Raw genomic sequence first — 25,648 nt, forward strand, 5'->3', positions numbered from 1 at the left:
GCCGTGCCTTTGCCGGCATTGACGCTACGGCCAACCCTGCTTAAGCCTCGTGACGAGACTTAGGAAGGGCCGCAGATGGATTTCGCAGGAGGCCAGGAGATCCGCTTCGAGCGCCGGGGACGGGCGGGCATCGTGACGATGACGCGCCCCAAGGCGCTCAATGCGGTGACCCATGACATGGTGCGGGCGCTTTCGCGCGCACTGGACGCCTGGGCGCAGGACGATTCGGTCGAACTCGTCGTCATCATGGGCGAGGGCCGCGCCTTCTGCGCGGGGGGCGACATCCTCAAGGTCTACGAGGCGGGGAAGGCCGGCACGCCGCTCTTCTCGTTCTTCGCCGACGAATACCGCCTGAACGCCGCGATCGCCGGCTTCAAGAAACCCTATGTCGCGCTCGTCGACGGCATCGTCATGGGCGGGGGCGTTGGCGTCTCGGTCCATGGCAGCCACAGGGTCTTCACCGAAAACGCCGTCTTCGCCATGCCGGAGGTGGGCATCGGCTTCTTTCCCGATGTCGGCGGCGGCTACTTCCTGCCCCGCCTGAAGGGCAGCTTCGGCGCCTATCTGGCGCTGACCGGCAACCGCATCCGCCGTGGGGACGCGCTCTGGTGCGGGATCGCCACGCATGCCGCTCAGGCCAGCGACCTGCCGGCTCTTCTGGAGGAATTGTGCGAGACCGGGGATGCCGACGCCGCCTGCGCGCGCTTCTCGGTCGAGGCGCCGCGCGAGACGAGCGATGCCGCCGCCACCACGATCGGCCGCCACTTCTCGCTGGAGCGAATGGAAGACATCCTGGCCAGCCTGGGTCAGGCGGCCGATCACGGCGACGAGACGGCGCGCGACGCGCTGGCCACGATCCGGACGCGTTCGCCCACGAGCCTTCTCGTCACGCTGCGGCAGATCCTGGACGGCGGCATGCTCGACATGGACGAATGCATGCGCATGGAGTTCCGCATCCTCAACCGCATGCTGACCGGCCACGACTTCTACGAGGGCATCCGCGCCGTCCTGATCGACAAGGGCTCGACGCCCGACTGGCGGCCTGCCCGCATCGAGGACGTCGATCCGGCCGCGATCGAGGCCTATTTCGCACCGCTCGCCGACGGGGAACTCGCGGTTTGACGCAGGATGGCATCAAGGCATCGGTGCTGCAGCCGGCGCTGATCGAGAGCCTCTTCGCCGCGTTCCAGCGCATCGTGGCAGCCTACTGCCTGCTGTTCGGCGTGTTCTACTGGATCCGGCTGATCGGCTATTTCCCCGGGCCGCTGTGGCGCTTCGACACGATGCCGGTGGAATGGCAGGTCGTGTCCGTCACCCTCGCGGCGCTCTATCCCGTCGCCGGCATCGGCCTGTGGATGACCGCGTCGTGGGGACCCGTCATCTGGTTCATCTGCGCCGCCATCGAGATCGTCATGTATGGCGTGATGGGCGGCGTCTTCGGCAGCCGGTGGATGCTGGTGGCGTCCTATATCCTGATCGCGCTGCTCTATATCGGCTTCCGAGCCGCGCTGGTCTGGCACGCGCGTCAGACGCGAAAGTAGCGGAACGTTAACCGCGCTGGCCGGCTGCTCGAACGAAAGTCCTTGTTAATCCTGACGTTTAAGTCGAATTTTAGGTGTGCCCGCTAGGGTGAGGTCAAGGTGAGAAGTAAAAATAATACTCGCCAGGCGTCAAACGAGAGGCACAACCATGATCAACTCCCGACAGGCACCGAAGCCCGTCCCCGCACCGGACGATCGCAAGGAAGCCATCCGCTCGCTCTACCTCGAGGCACTTCAGCTGGTCGAGCGCCTGCATCGCCGGCTGCTCGACGTCATCAAGGACGAGTTCGAGCGCAACGGCCGCTCCGACATTAACGCGATCCAGGCCCTGCTGCTGTTCAACATCGGCAACTCCGAGCTGACGGCGGGCGAACTGCGCACCCGCGGCTACTACCTCGGCTCGAACGTCTCCTACAACCTGAAGAAGCTGGTCGACCTGGGCTTCATCAACCATCAGCGCTCGCGCATCGACCGCCGGTCGGTCCGCATCAGCCTGACGCCGAAGGGCCAGGACATCGCCGAGATCGTCGCGGGCCTCTATGATCGCCACATCGGTTCGATCGAGCAGGTGGGCGGCATCAACGTCGACGAATTCCGCGCCATGAACAAGGCGCTGCTGCGCCTCGACCGCTTCTGGAACGACACCATCGCCTATCGCATGTAGGTTGCGGCGACGATCCGGACACGGACGGCGGAACGTGGCTGGCCAGTGGCCGGCCCTTTTCGCTTGTGGCGACTTCACCGGTTCGTGTGTGGCAGGAGCCATGTTGCGGCCATATTCGGATGGTCAAGCCTAGCTGTGCGACTGTGGCTTCCCGTGGTCGCAGGGCATGGTTGGTGCTTTCTTAACGGACCCTGCCTATCGTCGAGACCCGTCCGCCGCGGACTCCCGCGTTCCAGAATGAGGCCGTTTGCCCGATGAAGACTGACCGTCGTTCCTTTCTGACCGGTGCCGGCGCGGTTGCCGCCACTTTGGCGTCCGGCTCGGCCCAGGCGCAGGACGTGATCCGCGACCTCATCCTGTCGCCGCGCCGCGGCAACTGGGACGAGCAGTTCGACGCCCGCGCCTCCGAAGGCGGCCGCGTGGCGACCAGCCTGCCGATCTTCAGCGCCGAGACGGTCACGCATGTAGAGCAGGCGATCGGCCAGTACAGCAGCATCGTCGCGCAGGGCGGCTGGCCGACGGTTCCGGCGTCCAAGAAGCTGCGCCTCGGCGTGGTCGACGGGGATGTCGAGACGCTGCGTCGCCGGTTGATGATCTCGGGCGACCTGTCCACCAGCGCCGGCATCTCGCCGGCCTTCGATTCCTATGTCGATGCCGCCGTCAAGCGCTTCCAGCTTCGCCACGGGCTGCCGTCCGACGGCGTCATGGGCGAGTACTCCTACGCTGCTATGAACGTCTCGGCTCCGGTGCGCCTCGGCCAGCTCGACACCAATCTCGTGCGCCTTCGCGCCATGTCTGGCTTCCTCGGCGACCGCTACGTGATGGTCAACATCCCGGCCGCGCAGATCGAGGCCGTCGAGGCCGGCCGCGTCGTGTTGCGCCACACCGCCATCGTCGGCAAGATCGACCGCCAGACGCCGATCCTCAATTCCAAGATCAACGAGGTCATCGTCAACCCGTTCTGGAACGCGCCCGAATCGATCGTCCGCAAGGACATCATTCCGCTGATGCGCAAGAACCCGAACTATCTGACGGAGAACAACATCCGCATCCTCGGCCCGCAGGGCGAGGTCGATCCGATGAGCATCGACTGGAACACGGAAGAGGCGGCCAAGCTGCATTTCCGCCAGGATCCGGGCAAGATCAACGCCATGGCCTCGGTGAAGATCAACTTCCCCAATCCGCATGCCGTCTACATGCATGACACGCCGCAGCAGAGCCTGTTCAACCAGATCGAGCGCTTCCATTCGTCCGGCTGCGTGCGCGTCCAGAACGTCCGCGACCTGGTGACCTGGCTGCTGCGCGACACGCCGGGCTGGGATCGCCAGCGCTTCGAGCAGTCGATCAAGAGCGGCGAGAGCACGCCGGTGGCGCTGACCGCGCCCGTGCCGGTCTACTTCACCTATGTCTCCGCCTGGTCGACCGGCGACCGCGTCGTGCATTTCCGCAACGACATCTATGGCCGCGACGGGGTCGACGAGCTGATGATCTCCGCCGCCCTCTGAGCGCCCGGCACAATGCGCGTTACGATGGCCTTCCCTCGGGGCGGCCTTTCGCGTTCGAAGGCGGCGACGCCGTTCCGCGCAGGATCGCCGCAGTGACGGCGACGGCCAGCAGCGAGCCTGCCGCAGCCCCCAGGAAGACGGCGGCGTAGCCGAATGCATCGGCCAGGATTCCGGCCATCGACGTGCCGGCGAGATAGACGACCAGTTGCCCGCAGGACAGGATCGTGAAGTCGGTGCCGGGCTGCTCCTTCGACGAGACGGCCATGAAGAGCGAATAGAGCGCGACGATCTCCATGTAGCGAATGAAGGTCTGGAAGGCGGCCGCCGACATCACCACCCACATGCCGCTCCAGACGTCGAGCGCATGCATGCCGAAGGCGAGGAAGCACACCGTGCGCAGCCCGCCGAGCAGCACCAGCGTCGCCGCCGTTCCGCGCTCGCGCAGGAGCCAGGCCGCCGCGACCGAACCGGCCAGGCCCGCAGTCGCCGCCGCTCCGCCGCTCAGATAGCCGATCCACGACAGCGGCAGCCCGGCATCCACCAGGTAGGGACCTTCCATCGCCTTCACCGGCCCTTCCGACAGCCGGTAGACGAGAGCGATCATCAGGACGCGCACCGCCTCGGGCCGGGCGAAGAAGGCGCGCAGGCGCGGCGGCTTCGGGGGCGCCGGAGCCACCTCGTCGCCATCCATGAACAGGGTCGCGGCAAGCGGCAGCGCCGACATGGCCGCGACGAGCAGCATGGTGGAGCGCCAGCCGATGTGTTCGAACAGGACGAGGGAGAGCGTTCCGCCGACGACGACGCCGAAGGCGACCGAACCGCCCTGGATGGCGTTTCCGATGCCCCGGTCGGCCGCTGCAAGCCTGGACGTGGCATAGCCGTCGGTGGCGATGTCCTGCGTCGACATGGCCAGGCTGATCACGAAGCAGATCACGAAGATCGCGACGATGTCGGTCGGCTCGACGAAGGCGAGGGCAGCAATGCCCGCCGCGGTGGCGATCTGTGTCGGGATGATCCAGCCGCGGCGGTGGCCGATCCGCATCAGCGGGAACCGGTCGACGAGCGGCGCCCAGGCGAACTTGATCACAAGCGGCAGCATGAGCAGCGACAGCAGCCCGATGGACGTGCGCGAGACGCCGTGCTCGCGCAGCACAGGGGGCAGGGCCGCCGCGATGAGGTAGGTCGGGATGCCCTGCGCGAGATAGAGGCCGGCGAGGACGGCAAAGAGCCTCAGCCTCTCGCCGCGCCCGGCAGCGGCGGCCGCAGCCGCGGTCGTCGTCATCTGCTTCCGTCTCCGTCCGTGGCTTCCGCGGGCCGGTCGTGCGACGCAAGGAAGGCTTGCGCCTCGGCGAGGCTTGCCGTCACCTTGACCGGAAAGGTCCACAGCCCCTGAAACGCCTTCTGCATGTCCTCGGTCGGCTGGAGCCGCACGATTGCACAGGCGCGGCAGAGACCGTTCAGACGCTGCCGGGTGGCCTTGAACCAGAGGTTCTGCGCCTTCCTGAGGGGGTGCGGAAGCTCGAGGGGAATCGTGATCGAGATGAGGAGCACGAAAGGTTCCTCCCGCGCGCCGATCGCCTCCAGCCCCTCCAGGTATCGCTCCGGATCGTCGCCAAGGCGGGGCTCTTCCACGAGGAGCCCGAGCCCGCCTTGCGTCCTGTCGAGCCTCACGGTCATCGCCGGCCTCAGAACGTATGGGTGTATGCGGCGAGGAAGGTGCGCCCGAGCCCGGGCACGTCCGCGCCGCGCGTCGCCGACGCCGTGGGTTGATGTAGAACGTGTCGAAGACGTTGCGCACCGCAAAGCTCAGCTCGTTGCCGTTGCCGAAGGTCTTCGTGACGGCGAAATTGACCAGCGCCGTGCCGGAAAGTTCCTGCTGGGTCTTGTCGCGACCGCTGAAGAACTCGACTTCTCCGCGCCCGGTCAACCCGTCGCCGAAGGTCGCGTCGAGATAGACGAGGCCCTTGAACGTCGAGGGGATGCGGTTGTTCGGCAGGTATTCGTCCTCCTCGATCGTGCCGTCCTGGTCGGCGTCGTACTTGCCTTCCTGGTAGGCGACGAGACCGCCCAGCGTGACCGTCTCGCTGACGTCGATCGCGCCGGTCATCTCCACGCCCCAGATCCGCTCCTTCTGCTGGCTGACGCGGTTTGCGGCGACGTCGTAGTTCACGCCGTCGTCGGAGGTCGAGACATAGGCGGAGAAGGTCGAGCGGATGTCACCCCAGTCGCCCCGCAGGCCGGCCTCGTAGGTGTTGACGAGCTGCGGCCGCGGCGCGATGTCGGCATAGCTGATCGTGTAGTCGGGCGTGCCCGAGCAGCCGTAGACGGAGGCCAGCGCGCCGTAGGCGTCGCAGATCTCGGCCCGCGTGTTCACGCCGGCGCGGCGGGTGAAGGCGCCGATGTCGGTGATGGTGTAGCCCTGCGAGAAATTGCCGGTGAGCTGCAGATGGTCGTTGACGTCGAACACGGCGCCCGCATTGAAGGTGAGGGCGTTGTAGTCGAACGTGCCGCCGAGGACGCTGATCGCCGGATAGAGATAGGCGAGCGAGGTCGCCGGATACTGCACCGCGGCGGGCCGCGTGAAGTCGTCGACCGTCAGCCAGAACTGCTCGTAGCGCAGGCCCCCCTGCAGGCGCAGCCGGTCGGTGACCGGAAGCTCGGCCTGCGCGAAGCCGGCCAGCGAGTGCTGGCTCATCGGCGAGATCACCTCCCAGCCGTTGGTCAGCTGCTGGCGGGTCTGGTCATAGGCGTAGTCGACCCCCCAGGTCAGCGTCGCGCCGTCGCGCAGCGCATCCATCGGCGTCTCGACGGTCGCGCTGAGACCGGTCCGGTCGCTCGACAGGGCCGACTGGTTGTAGCTCGCCGTCGGGTTCAGCGGATCGCCGGAATAGTAGACGATCGAGTTCACCGCCGACAGCGTCGTGAACGGCGACTGCTTGAAGACCTGGTTGTAGAAGGCCTTCACCTCAAGCCCTCCGAGCGCGAAGGCCGCATCGGTGTACTTGGCCGTGACGTATCTGGAATCCTCCACCAGCGGCTCGCCCGTATAGCGGGCGGAGTAGTCCGGCGAGACCGGATCGGTGGTGTAGTCGGTGAACCAATCGGGCTTCTGGCGGGCATAGGTCCAGTCGGCGCTGACCTCGAAGCGGCGCTGGTCGACCTCGTAGCCGACGACGCCGAAGAGGTTGGCCGAGCCGGTGCGGTCGCCGCCGCCCTGTCCGAGCATCGCATCGGACGCCATCTCGTTGCCGCGTCCGTCATAGGTCAGGCGCGAGAGGTCGCCGGTGGCGGCGAAGAAGTAGTCGACCCTGCCGGTCTTGCCGCTGACGGTGACGCTCGTCTCGGGGGCTGCCGATTCCGCGATGTCGGCGCTGAAGGCCTTCGCGGCGGTGCGCACCGTCACTTTCGGCTTCTCACTGTCGCCCCGCCGGGTGATGAAGTTGATCGTGCCGCCGGTCGCGCCCGCGCCATAGAGGCTCGACGCGCCGTTCACCACCTCGATGCGCTCGACGCTGGCGAGGTCGATCATCGACAGGATGCGCGAGACGTCGCGCAGCGGCGTGTTGCGGGGCACGCCGTCGACCATGATCAGAACGTTGCGGCCGCGGAACGTCTCCGAAGCGCCCGAGATGGTCTGGGTGCTGGGCGCGTAGCCCGGCACGATGCGGGCGATGAGGTCGGCCGCATTCGGCGAGATCCGCATCGCCGCCTCGATCTCGTCGCGCTCGAGCACGATCACCGACTGTGCCACGGTCGAGACCGACCGTTCGGCGCGGCCGGCCGCGATCACCAGCCGTTCGAGTTCCGTCGCTTCGCCGTCGGCAGCCGCTTCCTGCGCGATCGCCGAGGCGGGTACGAGAATGGTCGAGATGGAAAAAGCCAGGATGAGCCTGCGCATCGTGCCCCCACGTGCTGGAACGGATTTCGTGGTGGCTCGACGCGCGGTCTGGCTTCCGTGGCGCCCACATGTAGAACATGACATATCGAGTCAAGATATGATGGGGACGTTTTTGCCTCGTCGCCGATGCCGTCGCCGGCGCGTTGCAAATCTGCCGCATTCGCGACAGCCGGTTTCGCAGTCCACGGCGTGGCACCGCCATCTGCGATGTGATATTGCGCCCGCAACTGCAACCACCATCCGAGGAAGGATGCCCATGGCCACCGCGACCGCCGCCAAGACGTTCGAGGAGAACCCCTTCAACCTGCCGCTGGAAGAGGCCGATCCGGAAATCTTCGGCGCCATCGGCAAGGAACTCGGTCGGCAGCGCCACGAGATCGAGCTGATCGCTTCGGAAAATATCGTCAGCCGCGCCGTTCTCGAGGCGCAGGGCTCGGTGATGACGAACAAGTATGCCGAGGGCTATCCGGGCAAGCGCTATTACGGCGGCTGCCAGTTCGTCGACATTGCCGAGACGCTCGCCATCGAGCGGGCGAAGAAGCTGTTCGACTGCGGTTTCGCCAACGTCCAGCCGAATTCGGGCTCGCAGATGAACCAGGCGGTCTTCCTGGCGATGCTGCAGCCTGGAGACACCTTCATGGGCCTCGACCTGAACTCGGGCGGGCACCTGACGCACGGTTCGCCGGTCAACATGTCGGGCAAGTGGTTCAACGTCGTTTCCTACGGCGTGCGCCGCGACGACCACCAGATCGACATGGAGGAGGTCGAGCGCCTCGCGCACGAGCACAAGCCGAAGCTCATCATCGGCGGCGGCACGGCCTATTCGCGCATCTGGGACTGGAAGCGCTTTCGCGAGATCGCCGACGCGGTCGGCGCGATCTTCATGGTCGACATGGCCCACATCGCCGGCCTCGTCGCCGGCGGCGCGCATCCCTCGCCGCTGCCGCATGCCCATGTCGTCACCTCCACCACGCACAAGTCGCTGCGCGGCCCGCGCGGCGGCCTGATCCTCACCAACCACGAGGACATCGCCAAGAAGGTCAATTCAGCGGTGTTCCCGGGCCTCCAGGGCGGACCGCTGATGCATGTCATCGCCGCCAAGGCGGTGGCCTTCGGCGAGGCGCTGCGTCCCGACTTCAAGACCTACGCGCACGACGTCGTCGCCAACGCCCGCACGCTGGCGGCGAGCCTTCAGGAGACCGGCCTCGACATCGTCTCGGGCGGTACCGACAACCACTCGATGCTGGTCGACCTGCGTCCGAAGAACGCCACCGGCAAGCGGGCGGAGACGGCGCTCGGCCGCGCCAACATCACCTGCAACAAGAACGGCATTCCCTTCGATCCGGAGAAGCCCTTCGTCACCTCCGGCATCCGTCTCGGAACGCCGGCCGGCACCACCCGCGGCTTCGGCCAGGCCGAGTTCCGCGAGATCGGCCAGCTGATCGCCGAGGTCATGGACGGGCTGAAGGCTGCCAATTCCGACGAGGGCAACGCTGCGGTGGAAGCCTCCGTCAAGGCCCGCGTCATCGCGCTGACCGACCGGTTCCCGCTCTATCCCTTCATGGATTGAGCGACGCAGGGCGGCTTTCCTGCCGGGATGCCGCCCCGCTTCGACCGGAACGACCCTCGGATTGCCGCAAGCTCCGGCAGACGCGCTTGCCGGGCTTCGGCATGCGCCAGGCCACGGATCGGGACTGCGCCGCGACGGATTGAACCGCGGCGGGGGTGCGAGCCTCCGCCGCCTCGCGGTTTCCTCTTCCGCTCTGGAACAATTTCGGCACGCGACCGTTCGGCGGTATGCGCATTCTCCATCTTGCCGGCCTGTTCTTTTCCGCCATCGGCCTTCTCCTGGCCATCACCGCCTATTTCGGGCCGCTCGGCAACACCGGCGTCGACGGTTCGATCGGCGCGCTTCTGGCTCTGATCGGCACCGTCGCGACGACGGCCGGCATCGCCGCCGCCATGTCGCAGCCGCACAGCGCCCGCGTCCGGACCGGGTTGACCGTTCTCATCATCCTCGCAGCAAGCCTCACCGCGGTTGCCGCCTACTTCCTGATGCAGTTCGCCCTGGCGATCGCCATGGTGCTGGCGCTGCTCGGGCATGTCGTTGCGCGATCCCTCGACCATCGTCTGCGGAGGACCGCCTGATGCGTTTCAACCCATTGCTCGTCCCGCTTCTCGTGTGGACCGTTCCAGCTTTCGCCCAGCAGGCCGAGTGGACAGCATTCCACGGCGATCTCGCCTCCACCAAGTTCTCGAAAGTCGAGAGCTTCACGCCGGAGACGGTGGGCGATCTGGAGCGGGCGTGGGAGTACCGCACCGGCGACGTGTCGGACGGGACGGGAGATCTTCCGGAGACGGTCTGGTCGGCGACGCCGGTCTACGCCAACGGGACCTTGTATCTCGGCACGCCCTTCTATCGGATCGTCGCGCTCGATCCCGCCACCGGAGCGGAGCGCTGGGCCTATGACAGCGAATCGCGGCTGGAGGCCCTGACCCAGCCGGCGCTCAAGAACCGCGGCGTCGCCTACTGGGAAAGCGGGCTCGACGGGGTCTGCGAAAAACGCGTGTTCCTGGGCACCATGGACGCCGAGCTGCATGCGGTCGATGCCGACACGGGCCTGCGCTGCGCCGACTTCGCCGATGGCGGCGTGCTGAACGTCAACCAGTGGAACGAGGTCAACGACGTCTTCCCGTTTTCGCTGCTGCAGCCGCCGCTCGTGGTGGGCGACACGCTACTGCTCGGCTGGGCCGGCAAGGACTGGGCCTACAGCGTCGCGCCGCCCGGCAACCTGCTGGCGATCGACGCGCGCTCCGGCGAGTTGCTGTGGGATACCGGCTTCGTCCCGGAGGAGATGATCCCGCGCACGGGAACCGCCAACATCTGGACGGCAATGACCGCCGATGCGGATCTCGGCCTCGTCTTCGCGCCGGTTTCCTCGCCGAGCCCCAACTACTGGGGCGGCGATCGCACCGACCCGATGCCGCGCGCCACGTCGGTGAGCGCCATCGACATCGAGACCGGCGAGATCGTCTGGAGCTTCCAGCACGTCCACCACGACATCTGGGACTACGACACACCGTCTGCCCCCTCGCTCGTCGACATCGAGCGCGACGGCGAGACCATCCCGGCGCTCGTCCAGGCCACCAAGCAGGGGTTCCTCTTCGTCCTCGACCGGCGCACGGGCGAACCGCTGTTCCCGATCGAGGAGCGCCCGACGCCGCCGAGCACCGCCGACGGCGAGGTTGCCGCGCCGACCCAGCCCTTCGCCATGACGCCGGCACCGGTGGGCGGGGCGCTGGAATTGCCGGACGTCTGGACGCTCGCCGACATCGTGAGCTTCGGCCAGTGCTCGCGGGACCGGGAGAAATACCTCTACGAAGGCATCTACACGCCGCCGTCCGAACAGGGCACGCTCTTCTTTCCCGGCACCGCCGGTGCCACCAACTGGGGCGGTGTCGCGGTCGACCCCCGCAACGCCATCCTCTACGTCAACGCGTCGCGGATCGTGCAGCTGATCCGTCTCATCCCCCGGGCCGAGTACGATCAGCTCGAATCGGCCGAGAGCGGCAACGAGGAGGGCTATTCCCCGCAGGAGGGTTCCCCCTACGGGATCTACCTCACCGACTGGAGCAACTGGGCCGGCATGCCTTGCTGGGAACCTCCCTTCGGCACGTTCTCCGCCTATGATCTGGCCACGGGCGAACTCCTCTACGAGACGCCATTCGGCCGGGCACAGCTGGAAGGCTTCTACGGGCTTGAATCCTGGGGCTCGCCGACGCTGGGCGGACCGGTCGTGACGGCAGGGGGCGTCGCCTTCATCGGCGCATCGGTCGATTCGCGTGTCCGGGCGCTCAATGCGGCGACCGGCGAGGAACTCTGGTCCGATCTGGTCGATGCTCCCGCGGTCTCCATCCCGGCCGTCTTCACGCATGAGGGCGTCGACTACGCGGTCTTCGCGGTCGGCGGGAACTCGATCCTGAAGCCGGAAGTGTCCGACCAGGTGGTCGCCTACCGCTTGCGCGACTGACCGCAGCATCGATCGTTGACCGGCTGCCCCTCCACCCGTGACGGTCGGGGGCAGCGCGTCGGCGACAGGGAACACCCGAACGCGCTGCCCAGGGTCGGCTATTCCCTTTCTGTGCCGCGCGTCGACCATCGACGGCCCTGCAATGGCGATGCGGGAGCGCGTTCCAGACATGGAACAGCCTTCCACGTGCTGCCCCTGCGCCGGTCCGAAGCGACCCAGGGTCGATGAGAGGACGTCGGCCCCCCGCGAGGGATCCTCCGATTCCCGCCGACGATTATCCCGTTTTCCGGGAAGGTCGTTGCCTGCCTGGGCAGCTTCAGTCCTGCTCCTCCCCGGATATCATCCCTCCCGTCGAGGCAGAGAAATCTGCTCCACGAAATGAGGACGCTCACCGGAGCATGGGCGCAGGCAGCGGCAGGACAATCATGGGTACCAGGCACGTCATCGATGTTCGAGAGGACGGCTATGCCGTCATTCGGGGGTTCCTGAACGGGGACGAGGTCGCGGAACTGCGTCGCGAGAGCGAGAAGGTCTACGAGGAAGGCCTGCGCCACCACGCCACCTACCGGGACAAGAACCTCTATTTCGAGGTGATCGAGGATGCGGGGAGCGGTCGTCGTGCCGTTCCGCAGGCGCACTGGTTTTCCTGGATCAATCCGGTGTTCGAGCAGTACCGCCGCTCGCAGAAACTCTTCGAGGTGCTGGCGCCGCTGCTCGGTCCCGACATCAAGCAGATCGCCAATCAGCTTCACTGGAAGGCGCCGGGCGGCAAGTACACCTACTATCGCATGCATCAGGACGTGAGGTTCCGCCAACGTCCCGAGCTGTTTGCGAATCTCGACCGCTACTCGCTCAATCTCGGTCTCGCCCTCAACCGCCAGGACGCCTCGAACGGCGCGCTCAAGGTCGTCCCCGGTCACCACAAGCGTGGTTACCTTGGCCTCGCGGAAGACGGCGGCGGCATCATGGTGGGGGCGATGGAGCAGGGGGCGGAACTGAAGTCCGCGGGCATAGATCCGTCCGAGGTCGTGCAGCTCGAGATGGAGCCGGGCGATCTCGCGATCTGGACGCTGTTCACCGTCCACGGGTCCGGTCCCAACATCTCGAACGATCCGCGCATCCTCCTCATCGACAACTACGTGCGTGCGGAGGATTCGCCCGATCGTGGCGAATGGGTCTTCCGGGATGGCCGTTCGGTCCCGCTGGGGCCGGAACCCGAGATCTGCAAGTACGAGCAGCTGCGGGAGTTCCCCGGCCCGTTCTACGCACGGGAAAGCTGGACGGACGAAGCCGCGTCTTCCCAGCCGGCGATCGCCGGTTGAGGCCGGGCGCCGGTCCGGCCGGCGCATCCCCTAATCCAGATCGGGAGAGAGTTCGCGCATGAGGAAATCGATGAAGACCCGCACTTTCATGGCGACGTAGGTCCGGTGCGGATAGAGCGCATAGATCGGACTGGGCACCGGGCCGTGCTGTTCGAGCAGCGCTTCGAGCCGGCCGTCTTGGAGCGCCTCACGGACGACAAGGCTCGGCAGGTAGCCGATCCCCGCGCCCGCGAGCGTCATCTGATATGCAGCCTCGATGTTGTTGGTCGACACGCGCCCGCTGACGGGTACGAACACTCTTGCCTCGCCGGCGCCGAAGGGCCAGCTCCCCAGCCGCTTTGCGAAACTCGACAGCACGCAATCATGGACTGCGAGTTCGGCGACGTCTCGCGGACGACCGCGCCGGCGCAGATAGTCGGGCGAAGCGCAGACGAAGTTCCGCACCTTGCCCAGCCCGCGCGAGACGATTTCCGAGTCGGTCTGTGCCTCGAAGCGGATGGCGACGTCGTATCCCTCTTCCACGATGCCCACCACGTAGCGCGAGGTCAGGTTGAACTCGATCGAGATCATCGGGTTCTCGTCGAGAAACTTCGGGATCAGCCGCGTGATCCGCGCGTGGGCCAGCACGTTGGAGCAGGAGATGCGCAGGAGGCCGCGGGTTCCCCGGTCGAGCCGCCGCGTCTGGTCCTGCAGTTCCTCCACGTCCGCCAGGAGCACCTTGACGCGCTCGGCATAGTCCCGGCCGGCTTCGGTGGGGCTCATGCGCCGCGTCGTGCGGTTGAGCAGCCGCACCCCGAGATCCTCTTCCAGATCCTTCAGCAGCCTGCTCACCGCCGTCGTCGACATGGCGAGGTCGCGCGCAGCCGCCGACAGGCTGCCGAGCGTACAGACGCGATCATAGACCTTCATCGCAATAAGCAGGTTCACGGGGGACCTCCAGGAAGCTCCGGCAGCGGGGCGCCCCACTGTCGGCCCGGTTCGAACGGAAAATCAACAGAGGGAGACACCAAATGACACGCAGGCTTCATCCGGCGATCGGCATGTATGCGCGGGAGGCGCGCGAGGGCCGCATGAACCGCCGGGAGTTTCTGGCGACCGCCAGCGCGCTCGGCGCATCCACGGCGGCAGCCTACGGACTTCTGGGGCTGGAGGCGCCGACGGTCGCGGCGGCGCAGGAACCGCGTCGCGGCGGCGTCGTGCGGGTCTCGATGCAGGTGATGGCGCTGGAGGATCCGCGCCTCTTCCGGACATCGCAGATGGGCAACATCGCCATGCAGTTCATCGAGCCGCTGGTGCGCTGGAAGCCGGACTTCACCTTCCGGCCGATGCTCGTCGAGAGCTGGGAGGTCAACGCCGATGCGACCGAATACGTGCTTCACGTCCGCAAGGGCGTGACGTGGTCGAACGGCGATGACTTCACCGCCGAGGATGTCGTCTTCAACATCTCCCGCTGGTGTGAAAAGGACGTCGCGGGGAATTCCATGGCCGGCCGCATGGGAACGCTGATCGATGCGGACACGAAGACGGCGCGTGATGGCGCCATCCGGATGCTCGACACGCATACGGTCGCGCTCAAGCTTTCGCGGCCCGACATTTCCATCATCCCGGGCATGACGGACTATCCGGCGCTGATCGTCCACCGCGGTTTCGACCCGTCCACGGCGACGCTGTCGCAGGCGCCGGTCGGGACCGGGCCGTTCGAACTCACCCGACACGACGTCGGCGTGGGTGCCTCGGTCCGCAAGCGTCCGGATGGGTCCTGGTGGGGCGGCGACGTCCATCTCGACGGCGTCGACTGGACCGACTACGGCACCGAGACCGGGCCGACGATCGCGGCCATGGAGTCCGGCGAGATCGACCTCACCGCCCAGACCCAATCCTACGACGTGCGCGGGCTGGACGACATGGGGATGAAGAAATCGGAGATCGTCACGGCGGCGACCATCGTGCTGCGCACGAACGTCAATGCTAAGCCCTATGACGACAAGCGCGTACGCAACGCCATCCAGCTGGCCATCGACAACGAGTCGGTGATGATCCTCGGCATCGACGGGCAGGGAGAAGTCGCGCACAACCACCATGTCGGGTTGATGCATCCCGAATACGCTGAACTGCCGCCGATCGCGCGCGACACCGCGAAAGCCATGGCGTTGCTGGCCGAGGCTGGGCAGCTCGAGCACGAGTTCGAGATCATCTCGGTCGAGGCGGACTACCGCAAGGAGAGTTCCGATGCCGCCGCGCAGCAGCTGCGTGAAGCCGGATTCAAGGTGAAGCGCACGGTGATCCCCGAAAGCTCGTTCTGGAACGACTGGACGAAGTATCCGCTCGCCACGACGAACTGGAACGCGCGTCCGCTCGGCATCCAGACCTATGCGCTCGCCTACAAGTCGGGTACCGCCTGGAACGAGACGGGATTTTCCGATCCCGAGTTCGATGCATTCGTGGACAAGGCCAACTCGATCGCGGACGCCGACCAGCGTCGGCCGATCATGAAGGAGCTCCAGACGCGGTTGCGGGATTCGGGCATCATCGTGCAGCCCTACTGGCGAAAGCTGTTCTGCCACATGAACCAGCGGCTGCACGGCTACCAGATGCACCAGGCCTACGAACAGGATTTCACCCAGGCCTGGCTCGCGGCCTAGGGCCGAGAGAACCTCGTGGCGATCGCGGGAAATCATCCGCGATCGCCACGATCGTCGGCAGCGGCCCCCCGACGGGTCTGGAAACGCTAGACGTCCAGGCTCTCCGCGTGGTGCCGAAAACCGCGCTCGGCCATCGGCCGGGGACTTCGGGCGCGCCGCGGGGAAGGGAGGTTCGAACGGTCGCTTTGCACGCGCCAACCGAATCCCGTAAGCCTTGCGCGTCCGAACCCAACGCGACAGGCCTTCCATGCGCTGCCCTTACTGCCAGTCCGAAGACACCCAGGTGAAGGATTCACGTCCGGCCGAAGATGGCGCGGCGATCCGACGGCGGCGGGTGTGCCCGGATTGCGGCGGCCGGTTCACCACCTTCGAGCGCGTTCAGCTGCGCGATCTCGTGGTGACGAAGAAGTCGGGCCGGCGCACGCCCTTCGACCGCGACAAGCTCGACCGGTCGGTGCAGACGGCGTTGCGCAAGCGCCAGATCGACCCGCAGCGAGTCGAGCGGATGATCTCGGGCATCGTGCGGCAGCTCGAGAGTTCCGGCGAGAGCGAGGTTTCGTCCAGCACCATCGGGCGCCTGGTCATGGAAGGGCTGAAGAACATCGACGAAGTGGCCTATGTCCGCTTCGCTTCCGTCTACCAGGATTTCCAGAAGGCCGAGGACTTCGAGGGTTTCCTGCGCGAGATGGACCGGCAGGACTGATCGGCCGGCCGCTGCTGGCGCTTCCCCCGCGACACCGGCCTGCGCTATGGCAGGCTCCATGAGCACGACAGACGAAGACCTCCGCTTCATGGCCGCCGCGATCCGGCTGGCCCGCCGCAACCTTGGCCGCACGGGGACCAACCCCTCCGTCGGCTGCCTGATCGTGCGGGACGGCATGGTCGTCGGCCGCGGCGTCACGGCGCTCGGCGGGCGGCCGCATGCGGAACCTGTCGCCCTGGCCGAGGCCGGGGATCTCGCGAAGGGCGCCACCGCCTACGTCACGCTCGAGCCCTGCGCCCATCACGGCGCGACGCCGCCCTGTGCCCGCACGCTGATCACCGCCGGCATCGCGCGGGTGGTGACGGCGGTGGTGGACCCTGACGAGCGGGTAAACTCCAAGGGCCACGCCATGCTGCGTGCGGCCGGCGTCGCGGTCGAGACCGGCCTGCTGGAGGCCGAGGCGCGGCGCGGTCTTGCCGCCTATCTCGTGCACAAGAGCCTGCGCCGGCCCTTCGTCACGCTGAAGCTCGCGGTCTCGCCCGACGGGCTGCTCGGCCTGCGCGGCGAGCGCCAGGTGGCGATCACCGCCGCCGAGGCGCGCGCGCAGGTGCACCTCATGCGGGCCGAGCACCATGCGATCCTGATCGGCGCGGGGACGGCGATCGAGGACGATCCGGAACTGACCTGCCGGCTGGCGGGGCTGGAGGACCAGTCGCGGCTGCGCATCGTGCTGGACGCGAATTCCAGGCTTCATGCCGGGCTGAAGCTGGTCGCCACCGCGCGTGACGTGCCGCTGCTGGTGGCGGGACCGGCCAATCCCGCGCTCGCCGACAGCGGCGCGGAGTTCCTCGCCTGCGAATTCGACGAAGGGCGTATCGCGCTTCCCGAACTGCTCGAGGATCTCGGTGCGCGCGGCATCCAGAGCGTCATGGTGGAAGGCGGCGCCCGCGTGGCGGCGGCCTTCCTGGAGGCGGGACTTGTCGACCGGATCGCGCTCTTCGTCGGCGCCCGGCCGGTGGGCGCGGGCATCGACCCGGCCCGCCACGTGACGTCGCCGATCGCACCGGATGCGCGGCCACAGGGCTTCGTGTTGACAGCGACGGAGGCTTTCGGCGAAGACCGGTTGTTCATCCACGACAGGGCCTGACATGTTCACGGGTATCATCACCGACGTCGGCACCGTCGCCGAGAAGCGCCCTCTCAACGAGGGCGTGCGGTTCCGCATCGAGACCGCCTACGATCCCGCGAGCATCGCCATCGGCGCCTCGATCGCCTGCTCGGGCGTGTGCCTGACGGTGGTGACGCTGCCGCCCGAGGGTTCCAATGCGCGCTGGTTCGAGGTGGAGGCCTGGGAAGAGGCGCTGCGGCTGACGACGGTGTCGGACTGGCAGGTCGGCACCCGCATCAACACCGAACGCGCGCTGAAGATCGGCGATGAACTGGGCGGGCACATCGTCTCGGGCCATGCCGACGGCAAGGCGGCGATCGTCGGGCGCAAGGACGAGGGCGACGCGGTGCGCTTCACGCTGGAGGCGCCGGCCGAGCTCGCCCGCTTCATCGCGCCGAAGGGCTCCGTTGCGCTCGACGGCACGTCGCTCACCGTCAACAGGGTCGAGGGCCGCCGCTTCGACGTGCTGCTCATCCAGCACTCGCTGTCCGTCACCACCTGGGGCGTGCGGCAGGTCGGCGAAGCGGTCAACCTGGAAGTCGACACCATGGCCCGCTACGCCGCCCGTCTGGCAGAGGCCGACCGGGAACCGGCCTGAAACTGCCCGTCCTGCGACGACCGGGCTAACGTCGGGAGGGACGCAACGTGAGAATCCTGTCGCTCAATGCCTGGGGCGGTCGGGTCTTCGAGCCGCTTCTGCCCTTCCTCTCGGCGATGGACGCGGACGTCCTCTGCCTCCAGGAGGTCGTCCGGACCCCCGGTGCCGGGATCCGCTGGCTGACCTATCGTGGCGACGGGGCCGAGCTGCCGCAGCGGGCGAACCTCCATGACGAGGTTCGGGCCGTAACCCCACAGCATGATTCGGGCTTTTTCCCCTCCGCGCGCGGCGTGCTGCACGCCCAAAGTGGCGTGCTGGAGGATGGCGACAGGTCCTATCCCTCGGAGTTCGGCCTTGCGACCTACACGCGGCGCTCCCTGCCGGTGATCGGGCAGGCGCTCGACTTCGTCCATGGCTCCTTCTCGCCGGACGGCTGGGGCGCCCATCCGCGGCCGCGCAACGCCCATGGCGTCAGGCTCTTCGACGACGCGACCGGCGAGGCCATCTGCGTGGTGCATCTGCACGGGCTTCGCGAGCCGGCCGGCAAGGGCGACACGCCGCATCGCCGCGCGCAGGCGCAGGCGCTGGTGCGGTTGATCCGGCGTATCTGGAGCGAGGGAGAACGGCTCGTCGTCTGCGGCGACTTCAACCTTCTGCCCGGCAGCGAGACCTTTGCCATCCTCGGTACGCTCGGCCTCACCGATCTGGTCACGACGCGCGGCTTCACCGATACGCGGACCTCGTTCTATGGCAAGGAGAACCGCTTCGCGGACTATCTGCTGGTGACGCCGAACGTCGACGTCCGCCGCTTCGACGTCGTCGAGAGCCCGGAAGTCTCTGATCATCGCCCGCTGCTGCTCGACATCGGCTAGCCGATGCCGCGAAGTCGCACCCCGCATGGGCGCAAATGGCTTGCGGCAGGACGCCGATCGGCCTAAGTCACCGACGATCCGGAGACAGACATGGCATCCACGACGCATCAGGGCTCGGCTTTCCTTCGGCCCGAGGGAAAGAACCATCTTCTCATCATCGAGGCGCGCTTCTACGACGATCTCGCCGATGCGCTGCTCGACGGCGCGAAGGCGGCGCTGGACGAGGCCGGCGCGACCTATGAGATCGTCACCGTGCCCGGCGCGCTGGAGATTCCCGGCGTCATTACCTTTGCGCTCGATGGCGCGGAGGAGGGCGGCACGAGCTATGACGGCTTCGTCGCGCTCGGAACCGTGATCCGCGGCGAGACCTACCATTTCGAGATCGTCGCCAATGAATCCAGCCGCAAGCTGATGGACCTCGCGGTCGCGGAATCGCTGGCGATCGGCAATGGCATCCTGACGACCGAAAACGAGGCGCAGGCCTGGGCGCGGGCCCGCCGCAGCGAGGGCGACAAGGGCGGATTCGCGGCGCGCGCCGCGCTGACCATGATCGCGCTGCGCGACAAGTTCGGAGCCTGACGCGTGGCGCCCGATCCAAAGCCGACCCAGAGCGGCCCGCGACAGGCCAACAAGCGCGGCGCCGCGCGGCTGGCTGCCGTCCAGGCGCTCTACCAGATGGACGTCGCCGGCAGCGGTCTCCTGGAGATCACCGCCGAATACGAGTCCTTCCGGCTCGGCAAGGAAATCGACGGCGCGCTCTACCGCGAGGCTGACCCGCAATGGTTCCGCGCCATCCTGGCCGGCGTGGTCGAGAACCAGAAGGTCGTCGACCCGGTGATCCGCCAGGCGCTGACCGAGGACTGGCCGCTGTCGCGCCTCGATTCGACGCTCCGGGCCATCCTGCGCGCGGGCGTCTACGAGATCATGGAGCGCAAGGATGTCCCCGTCGCCGTGATCGTGTCCGAATATATCGACATCGCCAAGGCCTTCTACGAGGAGGAGGAGCCGAAGCTCGTCAACGCCGTGCTCGACCGCGTCTCGCGCCGCATCCGGGGCGAAGGCCGCGGCAAGGACGCGTCGTGACCGAGGGGCTGGCCGGGCGGGAGAGGGAAGCGCGGCGCACCGCGATCATCCTCGCATGCGCCAGCGCCATCGTCGGTTCGGCCGCGCCGATCTCGATTTCGACCGGCGGCCTCGCCGGCCATTACCTGCTGGACGCCGACAAGTCGCTCGCGACCGCGCCGGTTACCGCCTACAACATCGGCGTCGCGCTCGGCGCCCTGCCGCTGGCCTTCGTCGTGCGCCGCTTCGGCCAGCGCAACGGCTTCATCGGCGGCACGCTTCTGACCGCCGCCGGCGGCGCGGTGGCCGCCTATGCTCTGTTTCGCGCCGACTTCTGGCTGTTCGCGCTCGGCCTGCTCATCGTCGGCTTCGGCGGCGCATCCGTGCAGCAATATCGATTTGCGGCCGCAGACAACGCACCGTCGACCTACAAGGGCAAGGCGATCTCGACCGTGCTCACCGGCGGCGTCGTGATGGCCGTCGTCGGTCCGCAGGTGGTCATCTTCTCGCGCGAACTCTTCGCGCCGGTGATGTTCGCAGGTTCCTACGTCGCGATCATCGTGCTGGCGGCGATCGGCGCGATGATCCTCTCCTTCCTGCGCCTGCACGACAGGCAGGCGAAGCCCGTCGTCGAATCCGCGCTTCCCGCGCGCTCGACCTTCGAGATCTTCACGCAGCCGCGCTTCATGGTGGCGCTGCTCTGCGCCATCGGATCCTATGCGCTGATGAGCTTCATGATGACCGGCGCGCCGATCGCCATGGTCGGCTGCGGCTTCACGCCCGACGAGGCCGCGCTCGGCATTTCCTGGCACGTCATGGCGATGTTCGCGCCGAGCTTCATCACCGGAAGGCTGATCGTCCGCTTCGGCAAGGAGACGATCGTCGCCGCCGGGCTCCTCCTGCTCGTCGCCTGCTCCGTCGTGGCTCTGTCCGGGATCGCCTTGTGGCAGTTCTGGACCGCGCTGATCCTGCTCGGCGTCGGCTGGAACTTCGGCTTCATCGGCGCGACGGCCATGGTGTCGGAGACCTACACCGATGCCGAAAAGGGAAAGGTCTTGGGCCTGCACGATTTCCTGCTTTTCGGCTCGGTCGCCTTCGGCTCGCTGATGTCGGGGACGGTCTACAACGCCTGGGGATGGGACATGCTGGCCTGGATCATGTTCCCGGTCATCGCGCTCTGCCTCGGCGCGCTGGGATGGCTCTGGCTCCTGTCGCGCGAAAGCCTTCACCGCCCGGCCTGACGCCGGCCGACCTTGCGGCAGGGCGGCGCGGTCCACGCGCGTGCCGCGCCATCGCCAGGCCATGGGGAAGCCATCCGTCTTCGCCGCCTTCCGCGCGGGACGGCGTCACATGTGGCGAAAGGCGAGCAAAACCATAACAAATCCTTGACGTTGTCTTGGCCGTTCCGGATAAAGCCGGACGCTGGGCGCGAACCGGTCCTCCCGGTCGTCGTCTGGTCACCCAAAGGCCCGGGGAGGGGTTCGTCGGGCCACCATTCGAGGAATTCCGCAATGACCATGCTCTATGTCGTCATACTCTGCGGCGTGCTGTCGGTCGTCTACGCCATCTGGGCGACGCAATCGGTCCTTGCGGCCGATCAGGGCAACGCACGCATGCAGGAAATCGCCGGCGCCATCCGCGAGGGTGCGCAGGCCTATCTTGCCCGCCAGTACACCACCATCGCCATCGTCGGCGCCGTCGTCTTCCTTTTGGCCTGGTGGCTCCTGTCGGGGCTCGCCGCGATCGGCTTCCTGATCGGCTCGATCCTGTCGGGCGCCGCGGGCTTCATCGGCATGCATGTGTCCGTGCGCGCCAACGTGCGCACCGCCCAGGCAGCCTCCAACAGCCTCGCTGCCGGCCTGGATATCGCCTTCAAGTCGGGCGCCATCACCGGCATGCTCGTCGCCGGCCTCGCACTGCTCGGCGTGGCCGTCTACTACTGGGTCCTGATCGGCCCGATGGGCATTGCCCCGAATGACCGCGCCGTGATCGACGCGCTGGTGTCGCTCGGCTTCGGCGCTTCGCTGATCTCCATCTTCGCCCGTCTCGGCGGCGGCATCTTCACCAAAGGTGCGGACGTCGGCGGCGACCTGGTCGGCAAGGTCGAGGCCGGTATTCCGGAGGATGACCCGCGCAACCCGGCCACGATCGCCGACAACGTCGGCGATAATGTCGGCGACTGCGCCGGCATGGCCGCCGACCTGTTCGAGACCTACGCGGTGACCGTCGTCGCCACCATGGTGCTCGGCGCGATCTTCTTCGGCGGTTCCGCCGTGCTCGGCAGCGTCATGATCTACCCGCTGGCGATCTGCGGTGCCTGCATCCTCACCTCGATCATCGGCACCTTCTTCGTGAAGCTCGGCTCCAACGGCTCGATCATGGGCGCCCTCTACAAGGGTCTCATCGTCACCGGCCTGCTCTCGATCATCGGCCTCGGCGCCGCCACCTCGCTGACCATCGGCTGGGGCGACATCGGCGTCGGCGGCGGTGTCGCCATCACCGGCACCAACCTGTTCATCTGCGGCATCGTCGGCCTGATCGTGACCGGCCTGATCGTGGTCATCACCGAGTACTACACCGGCACCAACAAGCGCCCGGTGAACTCGATCGCCCAGGCTTCGGTGACCGGCCACGGCACCAACGTCATCCAGGGCCTGGCCGTGTCGCTCGAATCGACGGCGCTTCCCGCGATCGTCATCGTCGGCGGCATCATCGTCACGTTCCAGCTCGCCGGCCTGTTCGGCACCGCCATCGCGGTGACGACCATGCTCGGCCTCGCCGGCATGATCGTGGCGCTCGACGCCTTCGGCCCCGTGACCGACAACGCCGGCGGCATCGCCGAAATGGCGGGTCTTCCGAAGGAAGTGCGCCAGTCGACCGACGCGCTCGACGCTGTCGGCAACACCACCAAGGCCGTGACCAAGGGCTACGCCATCGGTTCGGCCGGCCTCGGCGCACTCGTTCTGTTTGCGGCCTATTCCTACGATCTCGAGTACTTCATCGCCAACAGCGCCACCTACACCTACTTCCAGGGCATGGAGAACGTGTCGTTCTCGCTGTCCAATCCCTATGTCGTGGCGGGCCTGATCTTCGGCGGTCTCATCCCCTACCTCTTCGGCGGTATCGCGATGACGGCCGTCGGCCGCGCGGCGGGCTCGATCGTCGAGGAGGTGCGCCGGCAGTTCAAGGCCGATGCCGGCATCATGGCGGGCACGTCGAAGCCCGACTATGCCCGTGCCGTCGACATGCTGACCAAGGCGGCGATCAAGGAGATGATCATCCCCTCGCTGCTGCCGGTGCTGGCGCCGCTCGTCGTCTATTTCGGCGTGCTGCTGATCTCCGGCTCCAAGGCCTCGGCCTTCGCGGCGCTCGGCGCATCGCTCCTCGGCGTCATCGTCAACGGCCTCTTCGTGGCCATCTCGATGACGTCCGGCGGCGGCGCCTGGGACAATGCCAAGAAGTCCTTCGAGGACGGCTTCGTCGACAAGGACGGCGTCAAGCACATGAAGGGTTCGGATGCCCACAAGGCATCGGTGACCGGCGATACGGTCGGCGATCCCTACAAGGACACTGCCGGCCCGGCCGTGAACCCGGCGATCAAGATCACCAACATCATGGCGCTCCTGCTTCTGGCCGTGCTCGCCCACAACTGAGCGATCCATCGACCGGACGAACGAAAAGACCCGCGGGAGCGATCCCGCGGGTCTTTTTCGTCGGCGATGGGAAAGCCCGCGGCCCGGCTGGGGGCGCGGCGGGCGCGTTACATGCTGCCGCCACCGAGGATGCGGCCGGCCTGCGAGGCCGCTGCGCCGCCACCACCGGCGACGCCCGACAGCAGCTGGCCGATGAAGCCCTGGTCCTTGCCGCCGGTCGGCGTCGTCCGCGACACGAAGTCGAAGACCTTGCCGTCCTGCAGGCCGTAATTGGCGATGTTCTCGACACGGCCGTCCTTGCCGAAATAGACCGCCATGATGCGCTGGTCGACGAGCTTCGAATTCATGAAGGCGGCCTGGCGCACGCGGGTCTGGGAGATGTAGTAGAACACTTCGCTGTCGAAGGTGGCGGTCGTCGACGGCGTGCCGAGCGCCAGGAGCACCTGCTCGCGGCTGGAGCCGACCGGGACGAGCTCGAGCGCCTGTTCGTCGGCGACATAGCCCTGCGTGATCGTCTCGCGCGGGTTCAGCGCATCGGTGCTGCAGGCCGAGAGCGTGACCGCGGCGGCAACCGCGAGACCCGGCAGAACGACCATCCGGGACTTGAAATCGTGAAAGGGCACCGACATCTCCATGCAAATGCGGCCGTCATGCTTGCGCGGGGCCGCGAACTCGGTAAACCAGCTTCTTCGCCGATGCAACCGGAAGCCCGGGACCGGCGCTCGTGGAGACCCCCCGGCATGCTCTCACGCCTCTTTGGCCGTTGGCGAACCTCGAACCAGGATGTCGTCGACAGGCTGTACGAACGAATAGTGGCGGCGGCGCGGCAGCCGGCCTTCTATTCGCACTGGAGCGTACCTGACTCCCCGCTCGGCCGCTTTGAAATGCTGTCGCTGCACATGTTCCTGTTCCTTCACCGCTGCCGCGGCGACGGGGCGGTCCTGCGCGACATCGCCCAGCAGCTGACCGACGAGTTCTTCACCGACGTCGACCATTCGCTCCGCGAACTGGGGATCGGCGACACGGGCGTTCCGAAGCGCATGAAGAAGCTGGCCAAGATGTTCTACGGCCGCGCCCAGGCCTATGGCGAGGCGCTGGACGCCGGCGATGCCGCGGCCCTTGCCCGGGCGCTTGCCCGCAACGTGTTGCCGGAAACGGCCGAATGGCCGGAGGCGGCGCTGCTCGCAGCCTATGTGATGGAGGCGAATTCCGCGCTGTCCGCCCAGCCGGCGGAGGAAATCGCCGCGGGCAGGGTGGAATTTCCCTCGCGCGCGGATTAACTGCCGGACGACCATGACCATGTCGAGCAGCACCCAGAGCCCCATCTCCTTGAAAGCGAACGTCCTGCGCCTGCCGCGGAAGGGCATGCCCGTGCTGATCGAGGCCGACGACAGCCAGCGCGCGGCACTGGCTGCCGAGCACGATCTCCTGTCGGTGGAGCGGCTCCAGGCGGATCTCCTCGTGGTGCCCTGGAAGAATGGTGGCGTGCGCGTCACCGGCCATGTCGAGGCGGAAATCCTGCAGGCCTGCGTGGCGACGCTCGAGCCGGTGGCCTCGTCGATCCGCGAACAGATCGACGCGATCTACATTCCCGAGGGCTCGTCGCTCGCCAGGCGCGTCGCCGATCCGTCGGGCGAGATCCTGATCGATCCCGACGGCCCCGATGCGCCCGAACTCTTCGTCGGCGACATGATCGACGTCGGCGCGACGGCCGAAGAATTCTTCGCGCTGGGGATCGACCCCTATCCGCGGAGCCGCGCGGCCGCGGCCGCCGTCGAGACGTCCACCGACGATGAACCGGCAGAGTCCGTTTCTCCCTTCGCGAAACTCCGGACCCTCAAGCCGGAAGGCTGAATGGGCTCCCGGGAACTAGGGGAATCGCATTTGAGAAATAGGACTGGCGTGGAGGTTTGATCTGGATTCTTTGGATGGCTCCTATTTTGGAGTTTTCGGATGCCTTCCCTGATCACGATCTTCCGCGACATTCCC

General features: G+C 67.0%; 22 protein-coding genes. 19 read left to right on the plus strand and 3 right to left on the minus strand.

The features are described from left to right. The first annotated feature begins 75 nt into the window (after window positions 1–75). The 4 genes from N1F91_RS22665 to N1F91_RS22680 all read left to right on the plus strand — a co-directional run bounded on the left by N1F91_RS22665 (window position 76) and on the right by N1F91_RS22680 (window position 3,710). The gene (locus N1F91_RS22665) at window positions 76–1,122 is read left to right on the plus strand and encodes an enoyl-CoA hydratase/isomerase family protein (RefSeq protein ID WP_289995609.1); all 1,047 of its coding nucleotides are present in this window, start codon (window positions 76–78) and stop codon (window positions 1,120–1,122) included. Continuing rightward, a complete protein-coding gene (locus tag N1F91_RS22670) occupies window positions 1,119–1,541 on the plus strand; it encodes a DUF6163 family protein (RefSeq protein WP_289995610.1) in 423 nt (140 codons plus the stop codon). Before N1F91_RS22665 ends, N1F91_RS22670 begins: the two co-directional genes overlap by 4 nt. Window positions 1,542–1,689: 148 nt before the next feature. Then, the gene (locus N1F91_RS22675; protein WP_187970484.1) at window positions 1,690–2,205 is read left to right on the plus strand and encodes a MarR family winged helix-turn-helix transcriptional regulator; all 516 of its coding nucleotides are present in this window, start codon (window positions 1,690–1,692) and stop codon (window positions 2,203–2,205) included. Window positions 2,206–2,459: 254 nt separating this feature from the next. After that, the gene (locus tag N1F91_RS22680) at window positions 2,460–3,710 is read left to right on the plus strand and encodes a L,D-transpeptidase family protein (protein ID WP_289995613.1); all 1,251 of its coding nucleotides are present in this window, start codon (window positions 2,460–2,462) and stop codon (window positions 3,708–3,710) included. 19 nt (window positions 3,711–3,729) lie between these two features. Here N1F91_RS22680 and N1F91_RS31170 read toward each other — a convergent pair whose 3' ends face one another. Then, window positions 3,730–7,608 (minus strand): RhtX/FptX family siderophore transporter, encoded by a 3,879-nt coding sequence (locus tag N1F91_RS31170; RefSeq protein ID WP_354670557.1) that lies wholly within the window; start codon window positions 7,606–7,608, stop codon window positions 3,730–3,732. A 256-nt stretch (window positions 7,609–7,864) separates the two neighbouring features. On the opposite strand from N1F91_RS31170, the gene glyA reads away from it, so the two are divergent. The 4 genes from glyA (at window position 7,865) to N1F91_RS22710 (ending at window position 12,961) form a co-directional block, all read left to right on the plus strand. Continuing rightward, complete coding sequence (glyA, locus tag N1F91_RS22695; protein WP_289995614.1) at window positions 7,865–9,178, plus strand: serine hydroxymethyltransferase; 1,314 nt, start codon at window positions 7,865–7,867, stop codon at window positions 9,176–9,178. Between the two features lie 227 nt (window positions 9,179–9,405). Further along, window positions 9,406–9,756 carry a hypothetical protein gene (locus N1F91_RS22700; RefSeq protein ID WP_289995615.1) on the plus strand — a complete coding sequence of 117 codons (351 nt, stop codon included), beginning with the start codon at window positions 9,406–9,408 and terminating at the stop codon, window positions 9,754–9,756. Continuing rightward, the gene (locus N1F91_RS22705) at window positions 9,756–11,639 is read left to right on the plus strand and encodes a PQQ-binding-like beta-propeller repeat protein (protein WP_289995616.1); all 1,884 of its coding nucleotides are present in this window, start codon (window positions 9,756–9,758) and stop codon (window positions 11,637–11,639) included. The genes N1F91_RS22700 and N1F91_RS22705 overlap by 1 nt, the downstream gene beginning before the upstream one ends. A 425-nt stretch (window positions 11,640–12,064) precedes the next feature. Next, window positions 12,065–12,961, plus strand: a complete 897-nt coding sequence (locus N1F91_RS22710) for a phytanoyl-CoA dioxygenase family protein (RefSeq protein WP_289995617.1) — start codon at window positions 12,065–12,067, stop codon at window positions 12,959–12,961. 30 nt (window positions 12,962–12,991) lie between these two features. Here the strand turns inward: N1F91_RS22710 and N1F91_RS22715 are convergent, their stop codons facing one another. Further along, window positions 12,992–13,888 carry a LysR family transcriptional regulator gene (locus N1F91_RS22715; RefSeq protein WP_289995618.1) on the minus strand — a complete coding sequence of 299 codons (897 nt, stop codon included), beginning with the start codon at window positions 13,886–13,888 and terminating at the stop codon, window positions 12,992–12,994. Window positions 13,889–13,971: 83 nt separating this feature from the next. On the opposite strand from N1F91_RS22715, the gene N1F91_RS22720 reads away from it, so the two are divergent. The 9 genes from N1F91_RS22720 (at window position 13,972) to N1F91_RS22760 (ending at window position 23,659) form a co-directional block, all read left to right on the plus strand. Further along, window positions 13,972–15,603: an ABC transporter substrate-binding protein gene (locus N1F91_RS22720; protein ID WP_289995619.1), complete on the plus strand. Its 1,632-nt coding sequence runs from the start codon at window positions 13,972–13,974 to the stop codon at window positions 15,601–15,603. Between the two features lie 247 nt (window positions 15,604–15,850). Next, window positions 15,851–16,306 carry a transcriptional regulator NrdR gene (gene nrdR / locus N1F91_RS22725; protein WP_289995620.1) on the plus strand — a complete coding sequence of 152 codons (456 nt, stop codon included), beginning with the start codon at window positions 15,851–15,853 and terminating at the stop codon, window positions 16,304–16,306. A gap of 58 nt (window positions 16,307–16,364) precedes the next feature. Next, a complete protein-coding gene (gene ribD, locus N1F91_RS22730; RefSeq protein ID WP_289995622.1) occupies window positions 16,365–17,453 on the plus strand; it encodes a bifunctional diaminohydroxyphosphoribosylaminopyrimidine deaminase/5-amino-6-(5-phosphoribosylamino)uracil reductase RibD in 1,089 nt (362 codons plus the stop codon). 1 nt (window position 17,454) lies between these two features. After that, window positions 17,455–18,072: a riboflavin synthase gene (locus N1F91_RS22735; protein WP_289995623.1), complete on the plus strand. Its 618-nt coding sequence runs from the start codon at window positions 17,455–17,457 to the stop codon at window positions 18,070–18,072. 47 nt (window positions 18,073–18,119) lie between these two features. After that, window positions 18,120–18,944 carry an endonuclease/exonuclease/phosphatase family protein gene (locus N1F91_RS22740; protein ID WP_289995624.1) on the plus strand — a complete coding sequence of 275 codons (825 nt, stop codon included), beginning with the start codon at window positions 18,120–18,122 and terminating at the stop codon, window positions 18,942–18,944. Between the two features lie 90 nt (window positions 18,945–19,034). After that, complete coding sequence (gene ribH, locus N1F91_RS22745) at window positions 19,035–19,523, plus strand: 6,7-dimethyl-8-ribityllumazine synthase (protein WP_289995625.1); 489 nt, start codon at window positions 19,035–19,037, stop codon at window positions 19,521–19,523. Between the two features lie 3 nt (window positions 19,524–19,526). Next, entirely contained in the window at window positions 19,527–20,027 is a 501-nt protein-coding gene (gene nusB, locus N1F91_RS22750; RefSeq protein WP_289995626.1) for a transcription antitermination factor NusB, read from the plus strand. Further along, window positions 20,024–21,247: an MFS transporter gene (locus N1F91_RS22755; protein ID WP_289995627.1), complete on the plus strand. Its 1,224-nt coding sequence runs from the start codon at window positions 20,024–20,026 to the stop codon at window positions 21,245–21,247. Before nusB ends, N1F91_RS22755 begins: the two co-directional genes overlap by 4 nt. Window positions 21,248–21,517: 270 nt before the next feature. Next, window positions 21,518–23,659 (plus strand): sodium-translocating pyrophosphatase, encoded by a 2,142-nt coding sequence (locus N1F91_RS22760; RefSeq protein WP_289995628.1) that lies wholly within the window; start codon window positions 21,518–21,520, stop codon window positions 23,657–23,659. A 107-nt stretch (window positions 23,660–23,766) separates the two neighbouring features. Here N1F91_RS22760 and N1F91_RS22765 read toward each other — a convergent pair whose 3' ends face one another. Beyond that, window positions 23,767–24,255, minus strand: coding sequence for an outer membrane protein assembly factor BamE (locus tag N1F91_RS22765; protein WP_289995632.1), 489 nt, complete (start codon window positions 24,253–24,255; stop codon window positions 23,767–23,769). A 144-nt stretch (window positions 24,256–24,399) separates the two neighbouring features. Here N1F91_RS22765 and N1F91_RS22770 point away from each other — a divergent pair, with 144 nt between their 5' ends. Both N1F91_RS22770 and N1F91_RS22775 read left to right on the plus strand, forming a co-directional pair. Continuing rightward, window positions 24,400–24,939 (plus strand): ubiquinol-cytochrome C chaperone family protein, encoded by a 540-nt coding sequence (locus N1F91_RS22770; protein ID WP_289995629.1) that lies wholly within the window; start codon window positions 24,400–24,402, stop codon window positions 24,937–24,939. Window positions 24,940–24,958: 19 nt separating this feature from the next. Beyond that, window positions 24,959–25,513, plus strand: a complete 555-nt coding sequence (locus N1F91_RS22775; RefSeq protein ID WP_289995630.1) for a DUF177 domain-containing protein — start codon at window positions 24,959–24,961, stop codon at window positions 25,511–25,513. The last annotated feature ends 135 nt before the right edge of the window (window positions 25,514–25,648 follow it).

This window comes from Aquibium sp. ELW1220, assembly GCF_030398385.1.
Lineage (GTDB): Bacteria > Pseudomonadota > Alphaproteobacteria > Rhizobiales > Rhizobiaceae > Aquibium.